20 protein-coding genes and 4 pseudogenes are annotated in these 23,117 nt (G+C 32.9%); 12 read left to right on the top strand and 12 right to left on the bottom strand.

The genetic code is table 11. From position 1 onward, the window contains the following. Positions 1 to 110: 110 nt before the first annotated feature. On the top strand, positions 111 to 1,427 hold the full coding sequence (locus tag DYE57_RS08880; RefSeq protein ID WP_115313719.1) for a Na+/H+ antiporter family protein: 1,317 nt from the start codon (positions 111 to 113) through the stop codon (positions 1,425 to 1,427). Between the two features lie 22 nt (positions 1,428 to 1,449). Further along, a complete protein-coding gene (locus DYE57_RS08875; protein WP_115313718.1) occupies positions 1,450 to 1,824 on the top strand; it encodes a PaaI family thioesterase in 375 nt (124 codons plus the stop codon). 65 nt (positions 1,825 to 1,889) lie between these two features. On the opposite strand, the pseudogene DYE57_RS08870 reads toward DYE57_RS08875, so the two are convergent. From DYE57_RS08870 to kapB, 9 genes and pseudogenes are all read right to left on the bottom strand, one after another. Next, a pseudogene (locus DYE57_RS08870) lies at positions 1,890 to 3,048 on the bottom strand (NAD(P)-binding domain-containing protein). Between the two features lie 502 nt (positions 3,049 to 3,550). Beyond that, complete coding sequence (gene mnhG1 / locus DYE57_RS08865) at positions 3,551 to 3,907, bottom strand: Na+/H+ antiporter Mnh1 subunit G (protein ID WP_115313717.1); 357 nt, start codon at positions 3,905 to 3,907, stop codon at positions 3,551 to 3,553. Next, a complete protein-coding gene (gene mnhF1, locus DYE57_RS08860) occupies positions 3,885 to 4,178 on the bottom strand; it encodes a Na+/H+ antiporter Mnh1 subunit F (RefSeq protein ID WP_115313716.1) in 294 nt (97 codons plus the stop codon). The genes mnhG1 and mnhF1 overlap by 23 nt, the downstream gene beginning before the upstream one ends. Then, entirely contained in the window at positions 4,178 to 4,657 is a 480-nt protein-coding gene (mnhE1, locus tag DYE57_RS08855) for a Na+/H+ antiporter Mnh1 subunit E (RefSeq protein WP_115313715.1), read from the bottom strand. Before mnhE1 ends, mnhF1 begins: the two co-directional genes overlap by 1 nt. A 1-nt stretch (position 4,658) precedes the next feature. Beyond that, positions 4,659 to 6,155 carry a Na+/H+ antiporter Mnh1 subunit D gene (gene mnhD1, locus DYE57_RS08850; RefSeq protein ID WP_115313714.1) on the bottom strand — a complete coding sequence of 499 codons (1,497 nt, stop codon included), beginning with the start codon at positions 6,153 to 6,155 and terminating at the stop codon, positions 4,659 to 4,661. After that, complete coding sequence (mnhC1, locus tag DYE57_RS08845; RefSeq protein ID WP_115313713.1) at positions 6,142 to 6,489, bottom strand: Na+/H+ antiporter Mnh1 subunit C; 348 nt, start codon at positions 6,487 to 6,489, stop codon at positions 6,142 to 6,144. The genes mnhD1 and mnhC1 overlap by 14 nt, the downstream gene beginning before the upstream one ends. After that, positions 6,489 to 6,917, bottom strand: a complete 429-nt coding sequence (mnhB1, locus tag DYE57_RS08840; protein ID WP_115313712.1) for a Na+/H+ antiporter Mnh1 subunit B — start codon at positions 6,915 to 6,917, stop codon at positions 6,489 to 6,491. Before mnhB1 ends, mnhC1 begins: the two co-directional genes overlap by 1 nt. Beyond that, positions 6,910 to 9,315 carry a Na+/H+ antiporter subunit A gene (locus DYE57_RS08835; protein ID WP_115313711.1) on the bottom strand — a complete coding sequence of 802 codons (2,406 nt, stop codon included), beginning with the start codon at positions 9,313 to 9,315 and terminating at the stop codon, positions 6,910 to 6,912. Before DYE57_RS08835 ends, mnhB1 begins: the two co-directional genes overlap by 8 nt. A 194-nt stretch (positions 9,316 to 9,509) precedes the next feature. Further along, positions 9,510 to 9,890 (bottom strand): annotated as a pseudogene (kapB, locus tag DYE57_RS08830) (sporulation phosphorelay system protein KapB). A gap of 65 nt (positions 9,891 to 9,955) precedes the next feature. Here kapB and DYE57_RS08825 point away from each other — a divergent pair. From DYE57_RS08825 to DYE57_RS08805, 6 genes and pseudogenes are all read left to right on the top strand, one after another. Further along, positions 9,956 to 10,549, top strand: coding sequence for a peptidylprolyl isomerase (locus DYE57_RS08825; protein ID WP_115313710.1), 594 nt, complete (start codon positions 9,956 to 9,958; stop codon positions 10,547 to 10,549). Between the two features lie 290 nt (positions 10,550 to 10,839). After that, the gene (ygs, locus tag DYE57_RS08820) at positions 10,840 to 11,220 is read left to right on the top strand and encodes a S1 domain-containing post-transcriptional regulator Ygs (protein ID WP_115313709.1); all 381 of its coding nucleotides are present in this window, start codon (positions 10,840 to 10,842) and stop codon (positions 11,218 to 11,220) included. A gap of 309 nt (positions 11,221 to 11,529) precedes the next feature. Continuing rightward, on the top strand, positions 11,530 to 12,657 hold the full coding sequence (locus DYE57_RS08815; protein ID WP_115313708.1) for an NADH-dependent flavin oxidoreductase: 1,128 nt from the start codon (positions 11,530 to 11,532) through the stop codon (positions 12,655 to 12,657). Between the two features lie 322 nt (positions 12,658 to 12,979). Next, a complete protein-coding gene (locus tag DYE57_RS12890) occupies positions 12,980 to 13,144 on the top strand; it encodes an aminotransferase class III-fold pyridoxal phosphate-dependent enzyme (protein ID WP_420802100.1) in 165 nt (54 codons plus the stop codon). 54 nt (positions 13,145 to 13,198) lie between these two features. Beyond that, positions 13,199 to 14,172: pseudogene (gene rocD / locus DYE57_RS08810) on the top strand (ornithine--oxo-acid transaminase). A 108-nt stretch (positions 14,173 to 14,280) separates the two neighbouring features. Next, positions 14,281 to 15,522: a Glu/Leu/Phe/Val family dehydrogenase gene (locus tag DYE57_RS08805; protein WP_115313707.1), complete on the top strand. Its 1,242-nt coding sequence runs from the start codon at positions 14,281 to 14,283 to the stop codon at positions 15,520 to 15,522. Positions 15,523 to 15,703: 181 nt separating this feature from the next. On the opposite strand, the gene DYE57_RS08800 is transcribed toward DYE57_RS08805, so the two are convergent. The 3 genes from DYE57_RS08800 to DYE57_RS08790 form a co-directional block, all read right to left on the bottom strand. Continuing rightward, positions 15,704 to 16,753 (bottom strand): glycerophosphodiester phosphodiesterase, encoded by a 1,050-nt coding sequence (locus DYE57_RS08800; RefSeq protein WP_115313706.1) that lies wholly within the window; start codon positions 16,751 to 16,753, stop codon positions 15,704 to 15,706. Between the two features lie 160 nt (positions 16,754 to 16,913). Beyond that, the gene (gene argH / locus DYE57_RS08795) at positions 16,914 to 18,296 is read right to left on the bottom strand and encodes an argininosuccinate lyase (RefSeq protein ID WP_115313705.1); all 1,383 of its coding nucleotides are present in this window, start codon (positions 18,294 to 18,296) and stop codon (positions 16,914 to 16,916) included. After that, positions 18,286 to 19,491 carry an argininosuccinate synthase gene (locus DYE57_RS08790; protein ID WP_115313704.1) on the bottom strand — a complete coding sequence of 402 codons (1,206 nt, stop codon included), beginning with the start codon at positions 19,489 to 19,491 and terminating at the stop codon, positions 18,286 to 18,288. Before DYE57_RS08790 ends, argH begins: the two co-directional genes overlap by 11 nt. Positions 19,492 to 19,833: 342 nt before the next feature. Here DYE57_RS08790 and DYE57_RS08785 point away from each other — a divergent pair, with 342 nt between their 5' ends. The 4 genes and pseudogenes from DYE57_RS08785 to lepB (DYE57_RS08770) all read left to right on the top strand — a co-directional run bounded on the left by DYE57_RS08785 (position 19,834) and on the right by lepB (DYE57_RS08770) (position 23,104). Further along, positions 19,834 to 21,165 carry a glucose-6-phosphate isomerase gene (locus DYE57_RS08785; protein WP_115313703.1) on the top strand — a complete coding sequence of 444 codons (1,332 nt, stop codon included), beginning with the start codon at positions 19,834 to 19,836 and terminating at the stop codon, positions 21,163 to 21,165. Between the two features lie 241 nt (positions 21,166 to 21,406). Continuing rightward, on the top strand, positions 21,407 to 21,985 hold the full coding sequence (locus DYE57_RS08780; RefSeq protein WP_115313702.1) for a TVP38/TMEM64 family protein: 579 nt from the start codon (positions 21,407 to 21,409) through the stop codon (positions 21,983 to 21,985). A 3-nt stretch (positions 21,986 to 21,988) separates the two neighbouring features. Further along, positions 21,989 to 22,525: pseudogene (gene lepB / locus DYE57_RS08775) on the top strand (signal peptidase I). Between the two features lie 3 nt (positions 22,526 to 22,528). Beyond that, entirely contained in the window at positions 22,529 to 23,104 is a 576-nt protein-coding gene (lepB, locus tag DYE57_RS08770) for a signal peptidase I (protein WP_115313701.1), read from the top strand. The last annotated feature ends 13 nt before the right edge of the window (positions 23,105 to 23,117 follow it).

The following is a 23,117-nucleotide window of genomic DNA, read 5'->3' as shown; positions in this document are numbered from 1 at the left end:
AGATTGCTATGACTAGGTCTTACTTTTTTACATTGACATTAAAAACATGTCTTGCTACTATGAAATTTATAAATACTTTAGTTCGATAGAGTGATAAAGGGTGAAATAAAATGATGAATGCTGTTGTCATAGCAGTTGTGTTAATGATTATTCTATGTCTATGTAGGTTAAATGTAGTCATTAGTTTATTTATTAGTGCACTTGCGGGTGGATTGATTTCAGGTATGAATATAGGGAAAGTAATCAGTGTTTTTGGTAAGAATATTGTAGATGGAGCAGAAGTAGCGCTAAGTTACGCTTTATTAGGTGGCTTTGCAGCACTAATTTCTTATAGTGGGATTACCGACTATCTGGTAGGTAAGATTATTGAAGGTATTCACTCTGAAAATAGTCGACTATCTCGTATCAAAGTTAAAGTTATTATTATTATCTCATTATTAGTAATGAGTATTATGAGTCAAAACTTAATTCCAGTACACATAGCATTTATCCCAATAGTTATACCCCCGTTAATTAGTCTGTTTAACGATTTAAAAATAGATAGACGATTAATTGGTTTAGTGATTGGATTTGGATTATGTTGGCCCTATGTTCTTTTACCTTATGGTTTTGGACAGATATTTCACCAAATTATTCAAAGTGGTTTTCAAAAAGCACATTATCCAATAGAAATGAGCATGATTTGGAAGGCGATGTTGATACCTTCAATGGGATATATCGTAGGTCTGATTTTAGGATTTATTATATATCGAAAGCCTCGTCATTATGAACAACGTAACGTCAATGATCATGAAACGACTACACAACTAAAACCTTTTGTATTAATAGTTACGATAGTAGCTATACTTGCTACTTTCTTAGTTCAAACATTTACTGATTCAATGATTTTTGGTGCACTAGCTGGTGTGCTTGTCTTCTTCATTTCAAGAGTCTATCGTTGGTACGAGTTGGATGAACAATTTGTCGATGGTATTAAATTAATGGCTTACATTGGGATAGTCATTTTAACAGCAAATGGTTTCGCAGGGGTTATGAATGCAACAGGGGATATCGATACATTAGTTAAAAGTTTAACGAGCTTAACTGGAGATCATAAATTAGTAAGTATTATCGTGATGTATATTGTTGGGCTTATAGTGACGTTGGGCATAGGTTCATCATTTGCAACGATACCTATCATAGCGTCGTTATTTATTCCATTTGGAACGTCAATTGGGCTTGATACTATGGCTTTAATCGCACTAATAGGAACAGCAAGTGCACTTGGAGATTCTGGGTCACCTGCAAGTGATTCAACGTTAGGTCCGACAGCTGGATTAAATATAGATGGACAACATGATCATATACGGGATACATGTGTTCCTAACTTTCTGTTCTACAATATACCTCTTATGATTTTTGGTACGATAGCTGCTATGGTACTATAACATGTGAATTGAGGTGTTAACTATGACCAATCTTTTAGAGACATTTGATATGAAGATAGAACATCAAGAGAATGGTAAGGTTGTAATATCCATGCCAGTTATTGATAAGGTAAAACAACCATTCGGGTATTTGCATGGTGGTGCAAGTCTTGCTTTAGGTGAAACAGCATGTTCAATAGGAGCAGCGCATTTAATTGATACTGAACAATACATTCCATTAGGCTTAGAAATGAATGCGAATCATATTCGATCAACTAAAAAAGGACGAGTGATTGCAACTGCTACATTGATTTATCAAGGTAAAACTACTCAGGTTTGGAATATTGATATTAAAGATGAGCAAGACCAATTGATTAGCGTAATGCGAGGGACAATTGCTATTAAATCAATTAAATAAATAAACAGATAGCCCACTTCGATTGTGTATAATGGTAAAGTTTACAATCGAAGTGGGCTATTTGTTTACGATATTTTCTTACTTAAACGACGATATGCTTTACTAATGCGTTCAGCACTTCCTTTATCTCCCATGATGTTTCGGGCAAATGGTCCTAGTTCTAAATCCGCAAGTCCACCAGCTACAAATAATTGATGTAGCCATTCTAACTCATGTGCTAATGAAGGATATCCTGAGTCGTTTAAAGGAGCTTGTTCCTCAGTAACAAGAGATTTAATAAGTGGTTGTGTCAACATTTGATTACTAAAACCGGTCGCAAGTAAAATTTGATCATAATCGTAGTGTTGTCCACCAGCAAAAATTTGTGAATCACTAACTTTATCAATAGGTGTATGATGTAGAACAAGTTGCTCAGCTTGAATATATTTTTTAAGTCTTAAAAATAATTCCATAGGCATAGAGCCTTTATGACGTTCTTCTTCAATTAATTTCATACGTTCATCTGAAGATGATATTGACAATAGTTGGTTCATTTTTTTAGGTCCTAACCAACCTGGATCAGGATCAAAATCATGTATCTCTATATCTTTATTTAACCATAAATGAATATTTTTGTGATTCGACTCATTTTTTTAACAACTTTAATGTTAGGTGTACAGCTGAAATCCCAGAACCTATGACATGTGTCGCATCATTATCTAATGAGTGATTATAATCATCAGCAAAAATATGTTTAACTTTCGTCTTGTTTAGAAATAAATCAGGAATATAAGGTGCATGTGTACAACCATTAGAAATGACGACACAATCAGTCACTAACTTCTCGCCATTTACCAATTTAAGTTCCCATTTATCTCTACGTTTATTTAGCTTTCTAACTTTATTTTGGATTTGACAATCATTAAGTTCGTATTGATGAACAAGGTCATGAACATGATGCATAAACATATCTCTTTGTGGACGTTTGTATGGTCCGTAATAGGCTGAAGTATATTGATGATATTTTGCATATTGCTTAAGATGAAAAGGTTTAGGATGTATGTGGTGAACAAATGGGGACCTTAAGAAAGGCATACTGATTCGTTGTGTGTATATATTAAATCTTTCACACAAATTAGAATAAGGATCTATAATAGTAAGTTCATCTTTTCGTAGACCATCATGTCTTAATTTAAGTGCAATCGTTGTGCCCTGTATCCCTCCACCTATAATTGTCCAATGCATCAAATCTCTCCTCCACGCTTTAAAACGTAACAATTACGATTTATTATCATACCACACCTATTTAATACTTACAAAAAAGAGTGATAGTTCTAGAAAATAAAAACAGGAAAATTATTTTTTAATCATACATGAATTAAAGAGGTTAAGACTATATCTAGTATAAATATCAAAACGTCTAATGAAATAGAGCAAGCTATCAACCAACTTTTCCAATACAAACATTATTTAAGAGAAGGAGTATTATTAAGGATGAGGGAGAATCAAAATGGGTTATTAGTAAATGATAGAAATGTAGTACGAATTTTTGATATAAAAATAAGCTCTAAAATTTCTTCTTTAATTAGAATTTATCTTAGAGCTATTATTTAATTGTGAGGTTACTGAAAGTTTTGTACAATATAGAGTTTGTAAGAAAATTTATTTAAATAATAAGCGACTAATAATATTTAATAAGGAGGATTGCTATGCACCACATCTATTTAATAAATAAGTTTACTATGATTTATAATTTTGTATCATTCATATCTTCTTTAATTTCATCAACTTTTGTGTCTTTCGTGTATGGTGTATTGATATTATATGCTGCTTTCATGATTAAATGGCTTGAAAGAGGTCCTGTGATAAATACGAAAATAATACCAATAATTAATTGCATGTTGACATACTCTTCAGTGCCGATAAAGTATAAAAATGCACCGAATAATAAGAACATCGCTCCAAGCGTTGTAGCTTTACCTGCAGCGTGAGCTCTAGAATAGACATCTCTTAAACGAATTAAACCTGTAGCTGCAAAGGCACTGATTAAAGCACCAAGCACAACAAAGATAATCGCAATACTAGTGATGATTGTTGCTATCATGCTTAATCACCTTACCTTCATCCATAAATTTAGAAAAGACTGAGGTACCTAAAAAGGCGAGGATACCTACCATTAAAATGACGACAATCATATATTTGATATTAAGTAATATACTAAATAGAGCAATTACTGCCATCAATTGTAAACCAATCGCATCTAGTGCAACGACTCGGTCAGCTAGAGAAGGTCCTAAGATAACACGAATTAACATTGCTAACATTGACAGTACGACAATAATTAATGCAATAATGATAAAAAATTTAAATGTCATTATTTTTCGCCTACCTTTCTAACTACCTTTTCTAAAGAAGATTTGATACTTTCAACTTCTTCTTCTTTTGTACTGAAATCAATGGAGTGAATATATATTTTCTTACGATCATCACTAATGCCTAACACAACTGTTCCAGGAGTTAGAGTAATAAGATTAGATAATAATACAAGTTGCCAATCATATTCTAAGTCTGTCTCATATACGAAAAAGCCAGGCTTATTCTCAATACGAGGTTTAAGAATAATTTTTAGAACATTAAAATTTGCTTTAATTAATTCAGTTAAGAACGTAACGGTGAGCATGATAATCCTATAAACTCTGATTAGATAGAATCGACCAGGCATGACACGGTGAAGGAGATAAACGAGAACTAAACCTAATAAGAATCCTAGGACAAAGTTGTTTAACGTATAGCTATTTGTCACTAGTAACCAAATGATAGAGACTAATAAATTAATAATAAACTGAATAGCCATTCTATTTACCTCCTAACACGCTATGAATATAAATACTTGGATTAACAAATGTTTGCGTACCATCTTTTATAATAGGGAACAGCATATTCGCAGATAAACCAAATATTACAGTAATGACTGTAGAAACCACAGCTATAGTAGTAAGATATTTCACATTAACTTGATGTGTCACTTCATAACCTTTAACTTTTCCAAAGAATCCTTTTAAGAAAATACGTATGACCGAATATAAAACGACTAGACTTGAAAGCAGAACTACGATACCGCTTAGGTAAAATCCTTTTTCAAAAGTTGCGCGGACGATATAAAATTTACCATAGAACCCACTAAAAGGAGGGATACCTGCAAGACTTAAAGCAGCTATAAAGAATGTCCAACCCAAAATAGGATATCCTTTGATTAAGCCACCAAACTGCCGTAAGTCAGTAGTTTTCGTAATTTTATACATCACTCCTATAAGTAGAAATAAGGAAGCTTTAACTAGCATATCGTGTAATGTATAATAAATTGCTCCCATCATGCCAGTTTGATTCATCATTGCTATGCCGACTAAAATGACACCAACAGCTATCATAATATTGTATAGGATAATTTTCTTAGTATCATAATAAGCAACGGCACCTACACAGCCAAAGACAATAGTAAGTAATGCTAAGAATAATATTATATAATGAGAGAAGCTAACTGAATTATTAAAGAATAAACTCAAAGTTCTCGCGATTGCATAAACACCAACTTTAGTTAATAAGGCACCAAAGAAAGTAATAATTGCAACAGGTGGAGCATAATAAGCGCCTGGTAACCATACATACATGGGGAAGACGCCTGCTTTAGTTGCAAAAACAAATATAAATAGTATAAAAACAATATTGACCAAACCACTATCGTGGACGGATAGTTGAGATACTCTTTCACTTATATGAGCTAAGTTTAAAGTACCCACAACTGAATATAGGACTGCTACTCCCATAACAAAGAAAGAAGATGAAACGACGTTGACTAAGATATATTTAATGGTTTCTTGTAACTGAATTTTCGTCGTACCTATAACGAGTAAACAATATGAAGACATTAAAAAGACTTCAAAGAATACGAACAAGTTAAAAATATCACCAGTTGTAAATGCACCAATAATACCTATTAACATAAACATGATAGAGAAATAATAATAATAACGTTCTCTATCTACACCGATTGAACGATATGAATACAAAATTACTAATATTGTAATGATTATGCTAGTAATGATAAGTAAGGCGCTAAAGATATCTAACACAAACACAATACTGTATGGTGCTTTCCATGAACCGAGCTCTACTTTTAACGGTCCATCTCTTAAGACGTGTTTTAAGTTAATAAAGGCGACAATAAGTGTCAATATTGCGCCTATAAGTGCAACATAACGTTTGATTATTGGGCGCTTTCCAACAAATATGAGTAATATTGCAGTGACGATGGGTATGACTAATGTTAAGACAAGCAAATTACTCTCTATCATCTTCTGGCGCTCCTTTCATAAGCTCAACATTATCTGTTCCTAGTTCTTTATAAGTTCTGAATGCAAGAACTAGGAAAAAAGCTGTCGTTGCAAAGGCTATTACGATAGCAGTTAAGATAAGAGCTTGTGGTATTGGATCAACATAGCTGGAAGTTCCTTTTTCATGGATAGGAACTGTACCATGCTTCAATCCTCCCATGGTAATTAAAAATAAATTTGCCGCGTGAGTTAGTAGTGTAGTTCCCATAATTATTCGTATCAAACTTTTAGACAAAACGAGATAGACACTTATAGCTGTGAGAATACCACTAACAAATATCATGATAATTTCCACTATTCGTTCTCTCCAATCGAAATAATAATAGTCATTAAAGTTCCTACTACTACACAAAGTACGCCAAAGTCAAAGAACATTGCCGTAGTGAGATGCAACGGTTCAAGTAATGGTACAGGCACGTCGAATGTGACATGAGTAAAGAAGTTATGAGACATGAACCAACTTGTTAAAGGTGTTCCTACACAAAATAGCAAACCGATACCGATTAAAATTTTAAAATCTAAAGGAAAGATTTTACGCATCGTTTTCACATCATAAGCGATTGTTACGACTAAAAGCGCTCCTGAAAATAATAAACCACCAACGAATCCTCCACCAGGTGTATAATGTCCAGCTAAGAATAAAGAAAATCCGAACACAATAACCATGAAGAATATAACAACAGCTGCATATTGAAACATAAGATTATTTTTTTGTCTATTCATGGTCATTCACCTCGCTTGATTGATTTTGTTGTTTCAATCGAAGGTTAATCATTGTGTAAACACCTAAACCAGCAATACCAAGTACAGATGATTCAAATAGTGTATCCATACCACGAAAGTCGACAAGAATAACGTTTACCATGTTTTTACCATGAGCCAAATCATATACATGTTCTTGATAGAACTTTGTGATTGAACCAAAATGTCTGTTTCCGTAACCTATCAAACCTAAAGTAATAACTGTTAAACCAACACTTATCGATATGATTGCGTTAGTCATTTTAAATGTTGGTTTTTCATTGTAGCGATTTAAGTTAGGTAAGTGATAGAAACATAATAAGAACAAAGCTGTAGAGATAGACTCAACAACAAATTGTGTTAACGCTAAATCAGGTGCTTTAAAGAAAATAAATAATACTGAGATAGCGTAACCGACTGCGCTTAACATGATAATGCTAAATAAACGTGACTTTGCAAATACAATAAATGATGCAGCAACAAGTAAGAATAGTAATATGCCACCTTCAAATATTCTTAAATGACTTACATCTTTAAAATCAATACTGAAAGGTACGCTTAATAAAGTGACGATAGTTAAAACAATAAGTGTACCTAATATTATCACCAAATTGTTTCTTGAAAATCCAGTTACATAACTATGAGTGATATTTTCAGAATAGCCAGGTATATGCTGACCTGATGAATCATACCAGTAATTTAATTTAAGATAATCTGGCTGGGCTTCTAGTAAATGTACCCAGTAACTAAAAGTTACAAGAAGCAAAGTACCATTCACATATATGCTTAAAGTTGATAAGAATGCAGGTGTTATTCCATGGAAAAGATGGAACTCAGCCGTTAATTCTGTTGATTGACTTATAGCTTGTGATGCCGGTTCTATGATTGATTGTGTTAATAAACTTGGGAATAAACCGAACACGATAACCAATAACGCTAATATCATTGGTGAGATAAGCATTAATGCCGAAGCTTCATGCGCTTGTTGAGGTAATTCTTCCGGTTTATATTTTCCAAAGAATATATGCAAAATAAATTTAATGGAATAAACAAAGGTAAATATACTTCCTACAATTGCAATAATTGGGAAAATAGCACCTAAAGTATTTAAACTCATTATGTTTGCATGTGTAATGTTAATCATAGCTTCTAAAAATTTCTCTTTAGATAAGAAACCGTTAAATGGTGGTATACCTGCCATACTTAGCGTTGTTATTAACGTAAGCGTAAATGAAATAGGCATAATTGTAAGAAGACCACCTAATTTTTTAACATTACGTGTACCCGTTGAATGATCTATACCTCCAGTAATCATAAATAATGCACCTTTAAATGTGGCATGATTGATTAAATGGAAAATAGCAGCCACAAATCCTGCCACGTACAACTGACTATCTGGACCTTGGTAATGATAACTCACAGCTCCAATACCAAGCATAGACATAATCATACCTAACTGCGATACCGTTGAAAAAGCTAAGATACCTTTTAAATCTTGTTGTTTTGTCGCATTGAGTGAAGCCCAGAATAATGTGATTAGACCTACTAGAGTGATTGTCCAAACCCAGCCTTCTGATATCGCAAAGATAGGCGTTATTCTAGCAATTATATAAAGGCCAGCTTTAACCATCGTAGCTGAGTGAAGATAAGCACTAACAGGTGTTGGTGCTTCCATTGCATCTGGTAGCCAAATATAGAATGGTACTTGTGCTGATTTAGTAAATGCACTAATCATAAAGAATACCATTGCTAAGATGAAGAACGGGCTACTTTGAATTTCACTCGCTTTATTAATCATGGAATGTATGCTAAAAGTATCAGCTACTAGTGAAAGTAAGATAATACCTCCTAGTAAGCTTAATCCGCCTAAAACTGTGATAATAAGTGACTTTTGAGCACCATAGATTGAAGCTTTTTTCTCTCTCCAAAATGAAATAAGTAAAAAGCTTGAGAAAGAAGTTAACTCCCAGAATAAATATAAAATAATAAAATTATCAGAGAATACAACTCCTAACATTGCACCCATAAATAGTAATAAATAACAATAAAAGTTCCCGAGTTGTTCGGATTTACTTAAATAACCAATTGAATATAAAACAACCAGGCTGCCAATACCTGTAATAAGTAAACTGAATAATAATCCGAGACCGTCCACATATAAATTGAAATTCATTCCAAAATGTGGCATCCAATTTAAGGTTTTCATTACGTTATTACCTGACATCGTCATTGAAATCAATGATAAGAAATATATAAATAAGACAATAGGGACAGGTAATACAAACCATCCTAAATGTATACGTTTAACGAATCGATATAGGATAGGAATAATGAGTGCAAATATTAACGGTAATAAAACCGCAATATGTAACAAACTCACTATGTTGTCCTCCTTTAAAAATTGTTTATGAATAACATTATACATGAATGAACTTTTTCTGAAAAACCTCTTCATCGCATGAAAACACTGATTTTGAAGCACTGTTAAAATAAGAAGAAACTCGTCAAGATTTACCAAAAAAATTGAAATTCATGTATAAAAACTGTAACTATAATTTTAAAAATTTAATTACATTATACAAATGTTCTTTTGTATTGAATAGAGTAATCTTCTTTAAGTTGATCTAAGCTTCTAAGTGATAAGCGTGCGTGTGCAGAATCATCTGCTTTTAATTGTTGTTAAAAATTTGTGATAGCCTGTTGTAAAGAATCTTCATATGACATTGTTTCAACATTAAACTCTCGAAGTTGTGAACGAGTAGCATAACGTTTTTCAAAATGACTTAGTGCCTTGCGTTCATGGAAGAATACACCTTCAATTTTTTTAGGATGATGTAAGTCACCTTGTTTAGGGTGCTTAATTACTTGTTCAACCTGGACTAGGATTTGGTCGCCATCATCCTCTTTGATACTCACACCGTAGCTTCCGGTCTTATGAGAAAATCGATATAACATGTTATATGACTTCCTTTCAATTATGTTAATATATGGTTATATCATAACACGAATGGAGAATTTAAATGACGAACTATCCTCAGTTAAATAGAGAGATTAATGATAATGAAATTAGAATTGTAATGCATACTAACAAAGGTGACATGACGTTCAAACTATTTCCAGATATTGCACCTAAGACAGTTGAAAATTTTGTGACACTTGCTAAAAACGGATATTATAATGATGTAACCTTCCACCGTGTCATCAACGATTTTATGGTTCAAGGGGGAGATCCAACTGCAACAGGTATGGGAGGAGAAAGTATTTACGGTGCTGCCTTTGAAGATGAGTTTTCTTTAGAAGCCTTCAACTTATATGGTGCACTGTCTATGGCCAATGCAGGTCCTAACACAAATAGCTCTCAATTCTTTATAGTACAAATGAAAGAAGTTCCTGAAAATATGTTGAGTCAACTTGCTGATGGAGGTTGGCCACAACCAATCGTTGAGGCGTATGGTGAAAAGGGTGGTGCACCATGGTTGGATCAAAAACATACAGTATTCGGTCAATTGATTGAAGGAGAATCAACTTTAGAAGATATTGCAAATACAAAAGTTGGTGCTCAAGATAAGCCAGTTTATGATGTTGTTATTGAATCAATTAATGTTGAGAAATAATTTTTACAAAGTAGGGCATATTGGATATTCAGTTGTATAAATTGTTGTCTTTTCTGCTCCATGGATATTTTTAATAAAGCTTTAAGTTATGGTCTAAATATGTATTGATCTAGCTTAAGCTTTTTGTTGTCTTGAAATGGAACCCTATGATTTTAAAATAGCTTAAGTTAGATATTTATGATGCAATTATTTTCAATTTAAATGAAATTTATTGTAGTTTTAGTTAGTCGATAAATATGATTTATGCTATGATATGAGTGTTAAGAAAATCGAAATAAGGGGTTATCACGTTGAATAATCACTATAAAGAAGGTCAACATATCAAGGTACGTGTAACTGGTATTCAACCGTATGGCGCTTTTGTTGAGACCCCTGACCATACTGAAGGACTTATCCATATCTCTGAAATCATAGATGATTATGTCCATAACTTGAAGAAATTTCTATCTGAGGGACAAGTTGTTAAAGCTAAAATTTTATCAATCGATGATGAAGGTAAATTGAATTTGTCATTAAAGGATAATGGTTACTTTAAAAATTATGAGCGTAAAAAAGAAAAGCAGTCAGTCTTAGATGAAATAAGAGAAACGGAAAAGTATGGGTTTCAAACACTTGAAGAACGCTTACCGGTCTGGATCAAACAGTCTAAACGTGCAATTCGAAATGACTGAATGACTGTAAATTCGTGCCAACATGTGAGGTTATATTTATAATAATAAATCGCATGAGAACGACAATCTTTGCAATGGTAAATTGTAAAGATTGTTGTTTTTAAATTTTTTTAAGAGGGACAAAATTGATTTAATTTTAGGTTAGAGTTGTGTTAAATACAGTTAGAAAATGATACTCGTTTCATTGATTATTTACATTTAATTAAAATATATTGTTAGACAATAAATGATTTTTAAGCAAATTATTAGTGTTGTATGAAACTTGTATGCTATAGTCATGACATCATTATACAAGGAGAGTATTCTAATATGAATAATAAATATGAGCCTTTGTTCAACTCATTTACATTGCCTAACGGTGTTGAAATTAGAAACCGTTTTGTATTAGCACCTCTTACACATGTGTCATCTAACGAAGATGGTACTATTTCAAATCAGGAAATACTATATATTGAAAAACGTTCAAAAGATGTCGGTATTGCTATCAATGCTGCTAGTAATATCAATGACGTGGGAAAAGCTTTCCCCGGTCAACCTTCAGTAGCATACGATTCAGATATTGAAGGATTAAAAGAATTGGCAAAAGCTATGAAGAAAAATGGAGCTAAAGCTTTAGTTCAAATTCATCATGGTGGTGCACAAGCATTACCTAATTTAACGCCGAAAGGAGATGTGGTTGCACCTAGTCCAATTACACTTAAAAGTTTTGGACAACAAGAGCCTCATGATGCACGTGAAATGACTGGGGATGAAATAGAGCAAACCATTAAAGATTTTGGTAAGGCAACACGAAGAGTGATAGAAGCAGGCTTCGATGGTGTGGAAATTCATGGTGCAAATCATTATCTTATCCATCAATTTGTATCACCATATTACAATAGAAGAAATGATATTTGGGCAGATAATTATAAATTCCCAAATGCTGTTATTGATGAAGTAGTTAAGGCTAAGAAAACTTATGCAGATGATGATTTTATTATCGGATACCGATTATCACCAGAAGAAGCAGAATCACCGGGGATATCAATGGAAATGACTGAACAATTAGTTAATCTAATTTCAAATAAACCATTAGATTATATACATGTTTCATTAATGGATGTGAATTCAGTGACACGTGAAGGTAAATATAAAGGTAAAAATCGATTGAAATTAATTCATCAGTGGATTAACGGGCGCATGCCGCTTATTGGTATTGGTTCAGTCTTTACACCACAGGATGCACTAAATGCTATTGATGAAGTAGGTGTTGAATTCATCGCATTAGGTCGTGAGATTCTATTAGACTATGACTTCATAAGTAAAATCAAAGATGGACGTGAAGATGAAATCATTAATGAATTTGATCCAAAGCGAGCAGATAACCATGAACTACCTCCTAATTTATGGAAACAATTTAATGCTGGATTTTATCCATTACCACGTAAAGATAAGTAGTAAAGAGCGTTTTAACCCAAATTTGTTTTGTTAAAAGCAAATTTGGGTTATTTATGTGCTTAAGTAAATTGAGAAATTTAAATTTTTTAATTAATTAAAATTTATGCTTGTAAAAAGTAGAATACGTATTCCATTATGTTTGTAAGGGCTTTCATACGAAGGGGTCATTGCTCATTTTAGGGGTGAAAATCCATGATATCAGTAGTTGAAGCCATAGTTTGTTAGATATCATTTTCAATAGTAAAAATATGTTTGAGAGTCACAAGAAATCAGTTATGATGTTGTTAATAAGTTTTTATTAAAAGAACAAAGGCGAGATATTATGACTAAATCAGAAGAAATTATTGAGTTAACAAATCACTATGACGCACACAACTATGTACCACTTCCAATTGTAATTTCTGAAGCAGAGGGTGTATGGGTAAGGGATCCTGAAGGTAATCAATATATGGATATGCTTTCAGCTTATTCTGCAGTCAACCAGTGACATCGTCATCCGAAGATTATCCAAGCATTAAAAGATCAAGCAGATAAAGTAACATTGGTATCTAGAGCGTTTCACAGTGATAACTTAGGTCTATGGTATGAAAAGATTTGTAAATTAGCGGGTAAAGACAAAGCTTTACCAATGAATACAGGGGCAGAAGCGGTTGAAACTGCTTTGAAAGCGGCACGTCGTTGGGCGTATGATGTTAAAAAGGTATTGAACCAAACAAAGCAGAAATTATTGCATTTAACGGGAATTTCCATGGACGTACAATGGCTCCAGTGTCACTTTCTTTAGAAGCTGAATATCAACGTGGTTATGGTCCATTGTTAGATGGTTTCCGTAAAGTTGATTTTGATGATATCGACCAATTAAAGAACGCAATAAATAATTGTACTGCTGCTATATTAGTTGAGCCTATTCAAGGAGAAGCGGGTATTAATGTGCCTCCAGAAGGTTATTTGAAAGCGATTCGTGAATTGTGCGATGATCATCATATCCTATTTATAGCTGATGAAATTCAAGCAGGTTTAGGTCGCTCAGGAAAGCTTTTCGCAACTGACTGGGATAATGTTAAGCCTGACGTTTATATTTTGGGAAAAGCTTTAGGTGGCGGTGTATTACCAATATCTGTAGTTCTCGCTGATAAAGAAATTCTAGATGTATTCACACCAGGGTCACATGGTTCTACATTTAGTGGAAATCCATTAGCGTGTGCGGTATCTATAGCTGCTTTAGATGTTATCGTAGATGAGGACTTACTAGGACGCTCATTGGAACTGGGCAATTATTTTAAAGCTGAATTACAAAAGATTGAACACCCTTCAATTAAGGAAGTAAGAGGATGTGGCTTATTTATAGGTATTGAATTACATGAGAGTGCTAGACCTTATTGTAAAGCATTAAAAGAACAAGGATTATTATGTAAGGAAACACATGAAACAGTGATTAGATTTGCACCACCTTTAATCATTATTAAAGAAGAATTAAATTTAGCACTTGAAAAAATTAAGAGCGTATTTGCTTGAGTTCAAAAAGTTGTAACATTCATTTTGTAACCCCTTTAAAATGCTTTCACTTGTGTTACAATTAAAAATGAAAGCGAAATCATTAGTTAAAAAGAGGCGAATAAGATCATGACTGAGAATAATAATTTAGTAACTTCCACACAAGGAATTATTAAAGAAGCATTACACAAATTGGGATTTGACGATGGGATGTATGAGCTTATTAAAGAGCCAATCAGATTTTTACAAGTCCGCATTCCAGTTCGCATGGACGATGGCACAGTCAAAATATTCACTGGTTACCGTGCTCAGCATAATGATGCTGTCGGTCCAACAAAAGGTGGTGTACGTTTCCACCCTGAAGTTGATGAAGAAGTAAAAGCATTATCAATGTGGATGACATTAAAATGCGGTATCGTTAATTTACCATATGGTGGTGGTAAAGGTGGTATTGTGTGTGATCCACGTCAAATGAGTATTTATGAGGTTGAACGTTTATCTCGTGGTTATGTAAGAGCTATTTCTCAATTTGTTGGACCAAACAAAGATATTCCAGCACCAGATGTATTTACTAACTCACAAATCATGGCTTGGATGATGGATGAGTATAGTGCACTTGATAAATTTAACTCACCAGGTTTCATCACGGGGAAACCAATTGTTTTAGGAGGTTCTCAAGGTAGAGATCGTTCAACAGCGTTGGGAGTAGTTATTGCCATTGAGCAAGCTGCTAAACGTCGTGGTATGAACGTTAAAGATGCTAAAGTTGTTATTCAAGGTTTCGGTAATGCTGGTAGTTTCTTAGCTAAATTCTTATATGATTTAGGTGCCAAAGTAGTTGGTATTAGTGATGCTTATGGGGTGCTACATGACCCTAATGGTTTAGACATAGATTATTTATTAGACCGACGTGATAGTTTCGGTACAGTAACAAATTTATTTGAAGATACAATTTCAAATAAAGAATTATTCGAATTAGATTGTGATATTTTAGTTCCAGCAGCGATTTCCAACCAAATCACTGAAGACAATGCTTATGATATTAAAGCAAGTATTGTAGTAGAAGCTGCGAACGGTCCTACAACACCTGAAGCAACACGCATTTTAACTGAAAGAGATATCTTACTTGTACCAGACGTATTAGCAAGTGCGGGTGGTGTAACAGTATCTTATTTCGAATGGGTTCAAAACAATCAAGGTTACTATTGGACAGAAGAAGAAGTCAATGAAAAATTACGTGAAAAATTAGTGACGGCTTTTGATACCATTTATGAGCTAGCACAAAATAGAAAGATTGATATGAGACTTGCTGCATATATTGTAGGTATAAAACGTACCACAGAGGCTGCACGTTATCGCGGTTGGGCATAATTATTTGATGAGTAAATAGAATTGAATGAATGAGCAATTTTGACTATAGCTTTTTGTGAATCAAAAAGTTATAGCCTTTTAATATTCTCTATTTCGTGGAGAAGTGAGTTCACCACATAAAAAAGACTTTGCAAAAGCTCTAACAGCTAGCAAAGTCTTTCCTATTTAAAAGTGTTAAATACTATTGTTGTGTTTTTGATACATTTTTATATTTGTCTGCGAAATTTGTAAAGACGCCATCTACACCATATTGGTTTAGACGTCTCATATCGTTTTCATCATTTACAGTGTAAGGATGTACTAAAAATCCTAAGTCTTTAAGATGTCTTGTATTTTTAATATTTAAATCTGTATATTCTGGTCCGACACCTACAGCGTAAGATCTAATGTGTTTTAAATCTTGTTCAGAAGATATCGCTAATTCAAATTTATTCATTAATCTAATAAGTGGTACTTTTGAATTTAATTTGTGAACTTTTTCTAAGCTATTTCCAGAGAACGATTGAATCATCACATGACCGTTCTGAAGCGAATTCTGTGTTAACATACCATGTTTATTTAATGTGTCTAATAATTGTTTTTCCATACCTGGATATACTTCTGGTGATTTTGTTTCGATGTAATAGTTAGCATTTTTACCATAACGATTTAATATTTCATCTAAGGTAGGAACTTTGGCGTTTTTATATTTATCACTTGAGTATTCAGGATGAGCGTGATTAAACCAGCTTCCTGCATCTAACTTTTTAAGTTCGTTAAGTGTGTAGTGGTCCACACGACCGCGTCCATTTGTAGTACGATTAACCTTTTCATCATGCATAGCCACGAGATGACCATCTTTAGTACGTTGTAGGTCAATTTCTATGTATGATGCACCTAATTCATTATGACATTTATCATAGGCTGCGAAAGTATGTTCAGGGGCATAACCACTTGCGCCACGGTGAGCAATGGTGGTGAATTTTTCACCAGTTAAATTTTTCACCCAATTCGAATGTGTATCATTTGTTTTACCACTCACTGAATCAGCTTCAGGTTGGCGTGTGAATTGGTTATGAGTTGATGATTGGTTCGTATTCATATGAGTTTTTGCTTGTTGACTTTGATCATTTGGACCATCTTGATGGGGGATATGATTCGAGCTATTCGCCATTGTCGGCACATTAACACTCACTAAGCTAATAGTTAAAGCAGATAAACTTGAAATAACTACCTTTTTAGATTTAAACATAAAAACATCCTTTCAAATTAATGTGATATCTTCAAATTACACTAATTTGAAAGAATAGAATTAAATTTTACAATATGTTTATTTAAATTTTATTTACTTAATATAACATTAAACATTTTTAAATAATTTACGCTAAAGTCATACTTATTTTTATTTAGTTTTAAACAGAGTTAATTAATGATTTCGCCACTGTTAATTGGTGTTTGACTGAATTTTGACCAGTTGAACCATAGCTTTGACGACGTTTGAGACAATTTTTTGGTGTTAAATAATCATAAATATCTTTATCGATATTAGCATGATATGATTGATAGTCAGATAAAGGAACATCAAGAAGATAGATACCTTTTTGAATGCAATCCAATACAATTTTTCCTACGATTTCATGGGCGGTTCTAAAAGGTACATCTTTACTTACTAAATAATCTGCTAATTCAGTTGCATTTGAGAAGTCTTTTCTCACGGTTTGGTTTAAGCATGATGTATCGACTGTCATTGAGTCTATCATACTCTCAAAAATACGTAATGAACCTTTTACTGTATGAATTGCATCAAATAAACCTTCCTTGTCTTCTTGCATATCCTTATTATATGCTAATGGTAATCCTTTAAGTGTCACTAACATACTCATTAGATGACCAGTTGTGCGCCCAACTTTGCCTCGAATGAGTTCTGCCATATCAGGATTTTTCTTTTGTGGCATAATAGATGAACCAGTTGAAAAGGCATCTGAAAGGGTAATAAATTTTGCCTCATCAGTTGACCAAAAAATAATTTCTTCTGCAAAACGAGATAAATGTACCATAGTTAATGATATATTATGCAATGTCTCAACGATATAATCACGGTCACTTACAGCGTCTAAACTATTTTCATAAATATGAGTGAAACCTAAAAGTTCTTGAGTATGATGTCTGTCAATAGGGTGCGTTGTACCGCTTAGAGCTGCTGCGCCTAATGGTGAAATATCAATTCGCTTAAGACTATCATTAAAACGTCCTTTATCTCTTTCTAACATCCAAAAGTAGGTCATGATATGATGTGCAAATGAAATAGGTTGAGCGCGTTGAAGATGTGTATAGCCTGGCATAATTGTGTCAACATGTTGGTCAGCTAACTGGATGATAGTATGTTGAAATGACGCTATTAAATTAATGATTTCTTGAACTTGTTCTTTAGTGTATAAATGCATATCTGTAGCAACTTGATCGTTACGACTACGTCCAGTATGCAATTTACCGCCGGCTTCACCTATACGTTGAATAAGCTCATGTTCTATATTTAAATGAATATCTTCAAGAGAGGCTTTAAATTCAATTTTTCCATGATTAAAATCATTTTGGATAGATTTCAAACTATTAATGATAGATTGAGCTTCTTCATGTGAAATAATTTCTTGATTTGCAAGCATTGTTGCATGTGCAATACTTCCTTTAATATCTTGATTGATTAAATTTTTATCAAAGTCAATGGAAGCATTAAAATCATCAACCCAATCTTCAGGTTGCTCTTTGAATCTGCCGCACCAAGCTTTATTGATCATTACTATAACCTCCATGTAATAACGCATTAACTTGTGTAGGTAAACCATAGATATCAATAAATCCTACAGCTGCTTCTTGATTAAATGCATCTTCTTTTGTATAAGTTGCTAATTTCTCGTCATATAATGTGTAAGGTGATTGTCTACCGTTAACGATTGCATTTCCTTTAAATAACTTAACTCTCACATCTCCTTCAACATATTGTTGTGTACTATCGATAAAGAGTTTCAAGCTATCCGTTAAAGGAGAGAACCATAGTCCATTATAAAGTTGTTCTGAAAGCTGCTTCTCAATAATTGGTTTAAAATGAGCGACATCTTTCGTTAAAGTAATAGTTTCAAGTGCTTTATGAGCTTTTAAAATGACTTCTGCACCAGGTGTTTCATATATTTCTCTTGATTTAATTCCGACCATTCTATTTTCAACATGGTCAATTCTTCCAATACCATGTTTACCAGCAAGTTGATTTAAATAGAGGATAAGATCATCTAGTGAATATTTCTTTCCATTAACTTGAACTGGGATACCTTTTTTAAAAGTAATAATAATTTCATCTACTTCATTAGGTGTTTCTTCTATTGGTGAGGTTAAATCAAAAGCATCCTCTGGAGGGGCTGCATAAGGATCTTCTAAAATACCACATTCATTTGCTCTTCCCCATAAGTTTTGGTCAATAGAGTAGGGGGAATCGTGGTTGATAGACACAGGGATGTTATGTTTAATTGCATAATCGATTTCTTCCTCTCTACTCCAAGCCCATTCACGCACAGGTGCAAATGCTTTTAACTTAGGATTTAACGCTTTAATAGCCACTTCAAAACGTACTTGGTCATTCCCTTTACCTGTACAGCCATGTGCAATGCCAATAGAATTTGTTTTCTCAGCGATTTCTACTAATTTCTTAGCAATGAGAGGACGTGACAATGCTGAAACTAATGGATATGCATTCTCATACATAAGATTCCCCTTAATAGTATAACTTACATAATCATCACTAAATTCTTTTGTTGCATCAATAATATGACATTCAATCGCACCCATATCTAAGGCTTTTTGATATACGACATCTAAATCTTTTCCTTCGCCGACATCAAGACAACATGCCACGACCTTGTAACCTTTATCTATAAGCCACTGGACAGCAACACTTGTGTCTAAACCGCCTGAATATGCTAAAACGATTTTTTCATTCATATATAAACACCTCAAATAATTTTCAGAATTTTGAATATGGATATATCATAGCAGATTCATAATGAAAATAAAACCATTTTTATACATAAATATTCATAAATAATAAAGAGTATTCGTGTTGAGAAGTTATTTAAATCCGTTATATAGCCATTTTAAATAAATTTAAAAATTCTGTATATTGAATTAATAAGAGTCCATACGAGGAGACGAATTTTTTCATAAAAGTGTAGTGAATAGTCACAGAAAAATCAATTTTCTAATTATCCATTAGCCTTGTGAATTGAATAGCCAATACAAACTTAGTAGAATTAAATATAAGTACAAATCACAGGAGGCAATAAGATGACTCATATTCAATTAGATTATGGTAAAACTTTAGAATTTTTCGACAAACATGAATTGGATCAACAAAAAGATACTGTTAAAACAATACATGACACAATTCATAAAGGGACAGGCGCTGGTAATGACTTTTTAGGATGGCTAGACTTACCGGTTGATTATGATAAAGAAGAATTTTCAAGAATTGTTGAAGCATCTAAACGAATTAAATCAAATTCCGATGTGCTCGTTGTTATTGGAATTGGGGGATCATATTTAGGTGCACGTGCTGCAATTGAAATGTTAACTTCATCATTTAGAAATAGTACTGAGTATCCTGAAATTGTATTCGTAGGTAATCACTTATCTTCAAGTTATACTCAAGAGTTAGTAAACTATTTATCTGGTAAAGATTTCTCAGTGAATGTTATTTCTAAATCTGGTACTACTACAGAACCTGCAGTTGCGTTTAGACTATTTAAACTCTTAGTAGAAGAAAAATATGGTAAAGAAGAAGCTAAAAAACGTATTTTTGCAACTACGGACAAGTCTAAAGGAGCATTAAAACAATTAGCTGATAACGAGGGATATGAAAAATTTGTTGTGCCTGACAATGTTGGCGGACGTTATTCAGTTTTAACAGCAGTAGGTTTATTACCAATTGCAACGGCAGGTATTAATATTGAGTCAATTATGATTGGTGCTGCAAAAGCACGTGAAGAACTATCTTCTAGTGACTTAGAAGACAATATTGCATATCAATATGCGACAATTAGAAATATTTTATACAGTAAAGGTTATACAACTGAAGTGTTGATTAACTATGAGCCGTCAATGCAATATTTTAATGAATGGTGGAAACAATTATATGGTGAATCTGAAGGGAAAGATTTTAAAGGTATTTATCCTTCAAGTGCGAATTACACTACAGATTTACACTCATTAGGACAATACGTTCAAGAAGGTCGTCGCTTCTTGTTTGAAACGGTTGTCAAAGTTAATCATCCAAAACATGACATCAGAATTGATGAAGATAGTGAAGACTTAGATGCTCTAAACTATCTTGCAGGAAAAACAATTGATGAAGTTAACACTAAAGCTTTTGAAGGCACTTTATTAGCACATACTGATGGTGGCGTTCCTAATATTGTAGTAAATATTCCTCAATTAGATGAAGAAACATTTGGCTATGTTGTTTACTTCTTCGAATTAGCATGTGCGATGAGTGGTTACCAGTTAGGTGTGAATCCATTTAATCAACCAGGTGTTGAAGCTTATAAACAAAATATGTTTGCATTGTTAGGTAAAACTGGCCATGAAGACAAAAAGAAAGAATTGGAAGATCGTTTATAAATTTACTCTGTTGAATCAAATTCACATATCGATAATTTAGTAATCTTTAAAAAATCATGTCAACATCTTGAGTGAAAACTTGAGATGTTGGCTTTCTTATTTTGGGCTGACATTAGTTTGTTTTCATAGGTTATTTACTACTAAAGACTGATTTATGTTGTGAACTTAATTTTGTTATTTCAAAAGGTACCAATTACCACTATAATTAAGAAGGTAATATTAGCCCTAGAAAGGATTTGATGTGTTATCGTTTCATCAGTTAGAAGAGTTGTTTGAGTTCTTTCGACAATTCAGATATATTCCTGGGTTCATTTTGCTTTATTTACGAGCTATTGTACCTGTATTACCTTTAACCTTATATATTGTGTTATTAATTCACACTTATGGGATAATACCAGGAATTATTATCCGTTGGCTTGGTGTTGTAACAGGTACATTTATAGTGTTTTTAATTTGTAAAAAGCTTGTCAATACTGTGAGAATGAAGAAATTAAAAAGTAGAAACTCTGTTAAAAGATTAATTAGTTTTATTGATAGACAGGGTTTAATCCCTTTATTTATATTACTATGCTTTCCATTTACTCCCAATACATTAATAAATATCGTTGTGAGTTTATCGCATATTAAAATAAAATTTTATTTCATTATATTAGTGATATCTAAGCTCATATCTATAGCAATTTTGGGCTTTTTGGGAAAAGAAGTCTTTACTATTTTCACTAACCCAATTAGAGCACTCATCATGTTGATAGGTTTTGTTATTCTATGGTTTGTTAGTAAAAAAGTAGAAAAACATTTTATGAGTTCTACTAAGGAGTAAGATATGCAATACTTTATCAAATATTTGATTTCCTTAATATTTGCAATTATCATTATACTATTCATTCAGACTTTTATCATTAAAGGCGCTGTTATCCCCAACCAAAGCATGAGTGTAACTTTACAAAAGTTTGATAGAGTCATTATCAATAAAACTAAAGTTACTTTTGATATGCTCAAACGTGGCGATATTATTATGTACGAATATGAGGGGAAGATTCATTTTAGTAGAATTATAGGTGAACCTGGTGAATCTGTAAATATTAAAAATCATCACATTTATATAGATGATAGACAATTGAAAGAAAAATATGCGCAACATTGACAAATTAAAGATGTAGCATTAAGAAACATTAAAAATTTTGATGGTGATATGATACCGCCTGATTCATTTTTTGTATTAAATGATAATAATCATGATCAATCAGACTCAAGACGCTATGGTTTAATAGATAAAAAGAGTATTATTGGTAATGTGAGTGTGAAATATTACCCATTTAAAGAATTTAACTATCAATTTAAAAAATCAAAAGAGGTGTAGACATTGAAAAAAGAAATTATGGAGTGGATAGTTGCCATAGCGGTCGCGCTTGCACTTATTTTCGCTATTAAAACGTTTGTCGGTAAGCCATACACGATTAAAGGTGATTCAATGGATCCAACTTTAAAAGACAGTGAGCGCGTAATGGTAAATATCATTGGTTATAAAATAGGTGGCGTGAAAAAAGGTAACGTCATCGTATTCCATGCAAATAATAAAGATGATTATGTTAAACGTGTGATTGGTACACCAGGAGATAGCGTTGAATATAAAAATGATACGTTATATGTTAATGGTAAAAAACAACAAGAACCCTACTTAAATTATAATGAAAAGCGTAAACAAATCGAGTACATCACTGGCACATTTAAAACTAAAGACTTACCAAACGCCAACCCTAAATCAAATGTTATTCCAAAGGGTAAATATTTAGTATTAGGAGACAACCGTGAAGTAAGTAAAGATAGTCGTTCATTTGGACTCATTGATAAAGATCAAATCGTAGGTAAAGTTTTATTTAGATTCTGGCCATGCAATGAGTTTAAATCAAATTTTAATCCTGAAAATACTAAAAATTAACTGAGTGTACAAT

This window comes from Staphylococcus saccharolyticus (genome assembly GCF_900458815.1).
Taxonomy (GTDB): domain Bacteria; phylum Bacillota; class Bacilli; order Staphylococcales; family Staphylococcaceae; genus Staphylococcus; species Staphylococcus saccharolyticus.
Note: the sequence above shows the minus strand (reverse complement) of the source record. Positions and strands in the feature narration are given on the sequence as shown.

What these genes read in the sequence shown, in the direction of transcription:
- DYE57_RS08825 (WP_115313710.1), top strand. Translation starts at nt 9,956, where the DNA reads ATGACGAACTATCCTCAGTTAAATAGAGAGATTAATGATAATGAAATT.
- mnhD1 (WP_115313714.1), bottom strand. Translation starts at nt 6,155, where the DNA reads ATGATAGAGAGTAATTTGCTTGTCTTAACATTAGTCATACCCATCGTC.
- DYE57_RS08815 (WP_115313708.1), top strand. Translation starts at nt 11,530, where the DNA reads ATGAATAATAAATATGAGCCTTTGTTCAACTCATTTACATTGCCTAAC.
- DYE57_RS08800 (WP_115313706.1), bottom strand. Translation starts at nt 16,753, where the DNA reads ATGTTTAAATCTAAAAAGGTAGTTATTTCAAGTTTATCTGCTTTAACT.
- DYE57_RS08785 (WP_115313703.1), top strand. Translation starts at nt 19,834, where the DNA reads ATGACTCATATTCAATTAGATTATGGTAAAACTTTAGAATTTTTCGAC.
- DYE57_RS08805 (WP_115313707.1), top strand. Translation starts at nt 14,281, where the DNA reads ATGACTGAGAATAATAATTTAGTAACTTCCACACAAGGAATTATTAAA.
- DYE57_RS08880 (WP_115313719.1), top strand. Translation starts at nt 111, where the DNA reads ATGATGAATGCTGTTGTCATAGCAGTTGTGTTAATGATTATTCTATGT.
- mnhE1 (WP_115313715.1), bottom strand. Translation starts at nt 4,657, where the DNA reads ATGGCTATTCAGTTTATTATTAATTTATTAGTCTCTATCATTTGGTTA.
- DYE57_RS08790 (WP_115313704.1), bottom strand. Translation starts at nt 19,491, where the DNA reads ATGAATGAAAAAATCGTTTTAGCATATTCAGGCGGTTTAGACACAAGT.
- mnhG1 (WP_115313717.1), bottom strand. Translation starts at nt 3,907, where the DNA reads ATGATAGCAACAATCATCACTAGTATTGCGATTATCTTTGTTGTGCTT.
- argH (WP_115313705.1), bottom strand. Translation starts at nt 18,296, where the DNA reads ATGATCAATAAAGCTTGGTGCGGCAGATTCAAAGAGCAACCTGAAGAT.
- mnhB1 (WP_115313712.1), bottom strand. Translation starts at nt 6,917, where the DNA reads ATGAATAGACAAAAAAATAATCTTATGTTTCAATATGCAGCTGTTGTT.
- mnhF1 (WP_115313716.1), bottom strand. Translation starts at nt 4,178, where the DNA reads ATGACATTTAAATTTTTTATCATTATTGCATTAATTATTGTCGTACTG.
- DYE57_RS08875 (WP_115313718.1), top strand. Translation starts at nt 1,450, where the DNA reads ATGACCAATCTTTTAGAGACATTTGATATGAAGATAGAACATCAAGAG.
- DYE57_RS12890 (WP_420802100.1), top strand. Translation starts at nt 12,980, where the DNA reads ATGACTAAATCAGAAGAAATTATTGAGTTAACAAATCACTATGACGCA.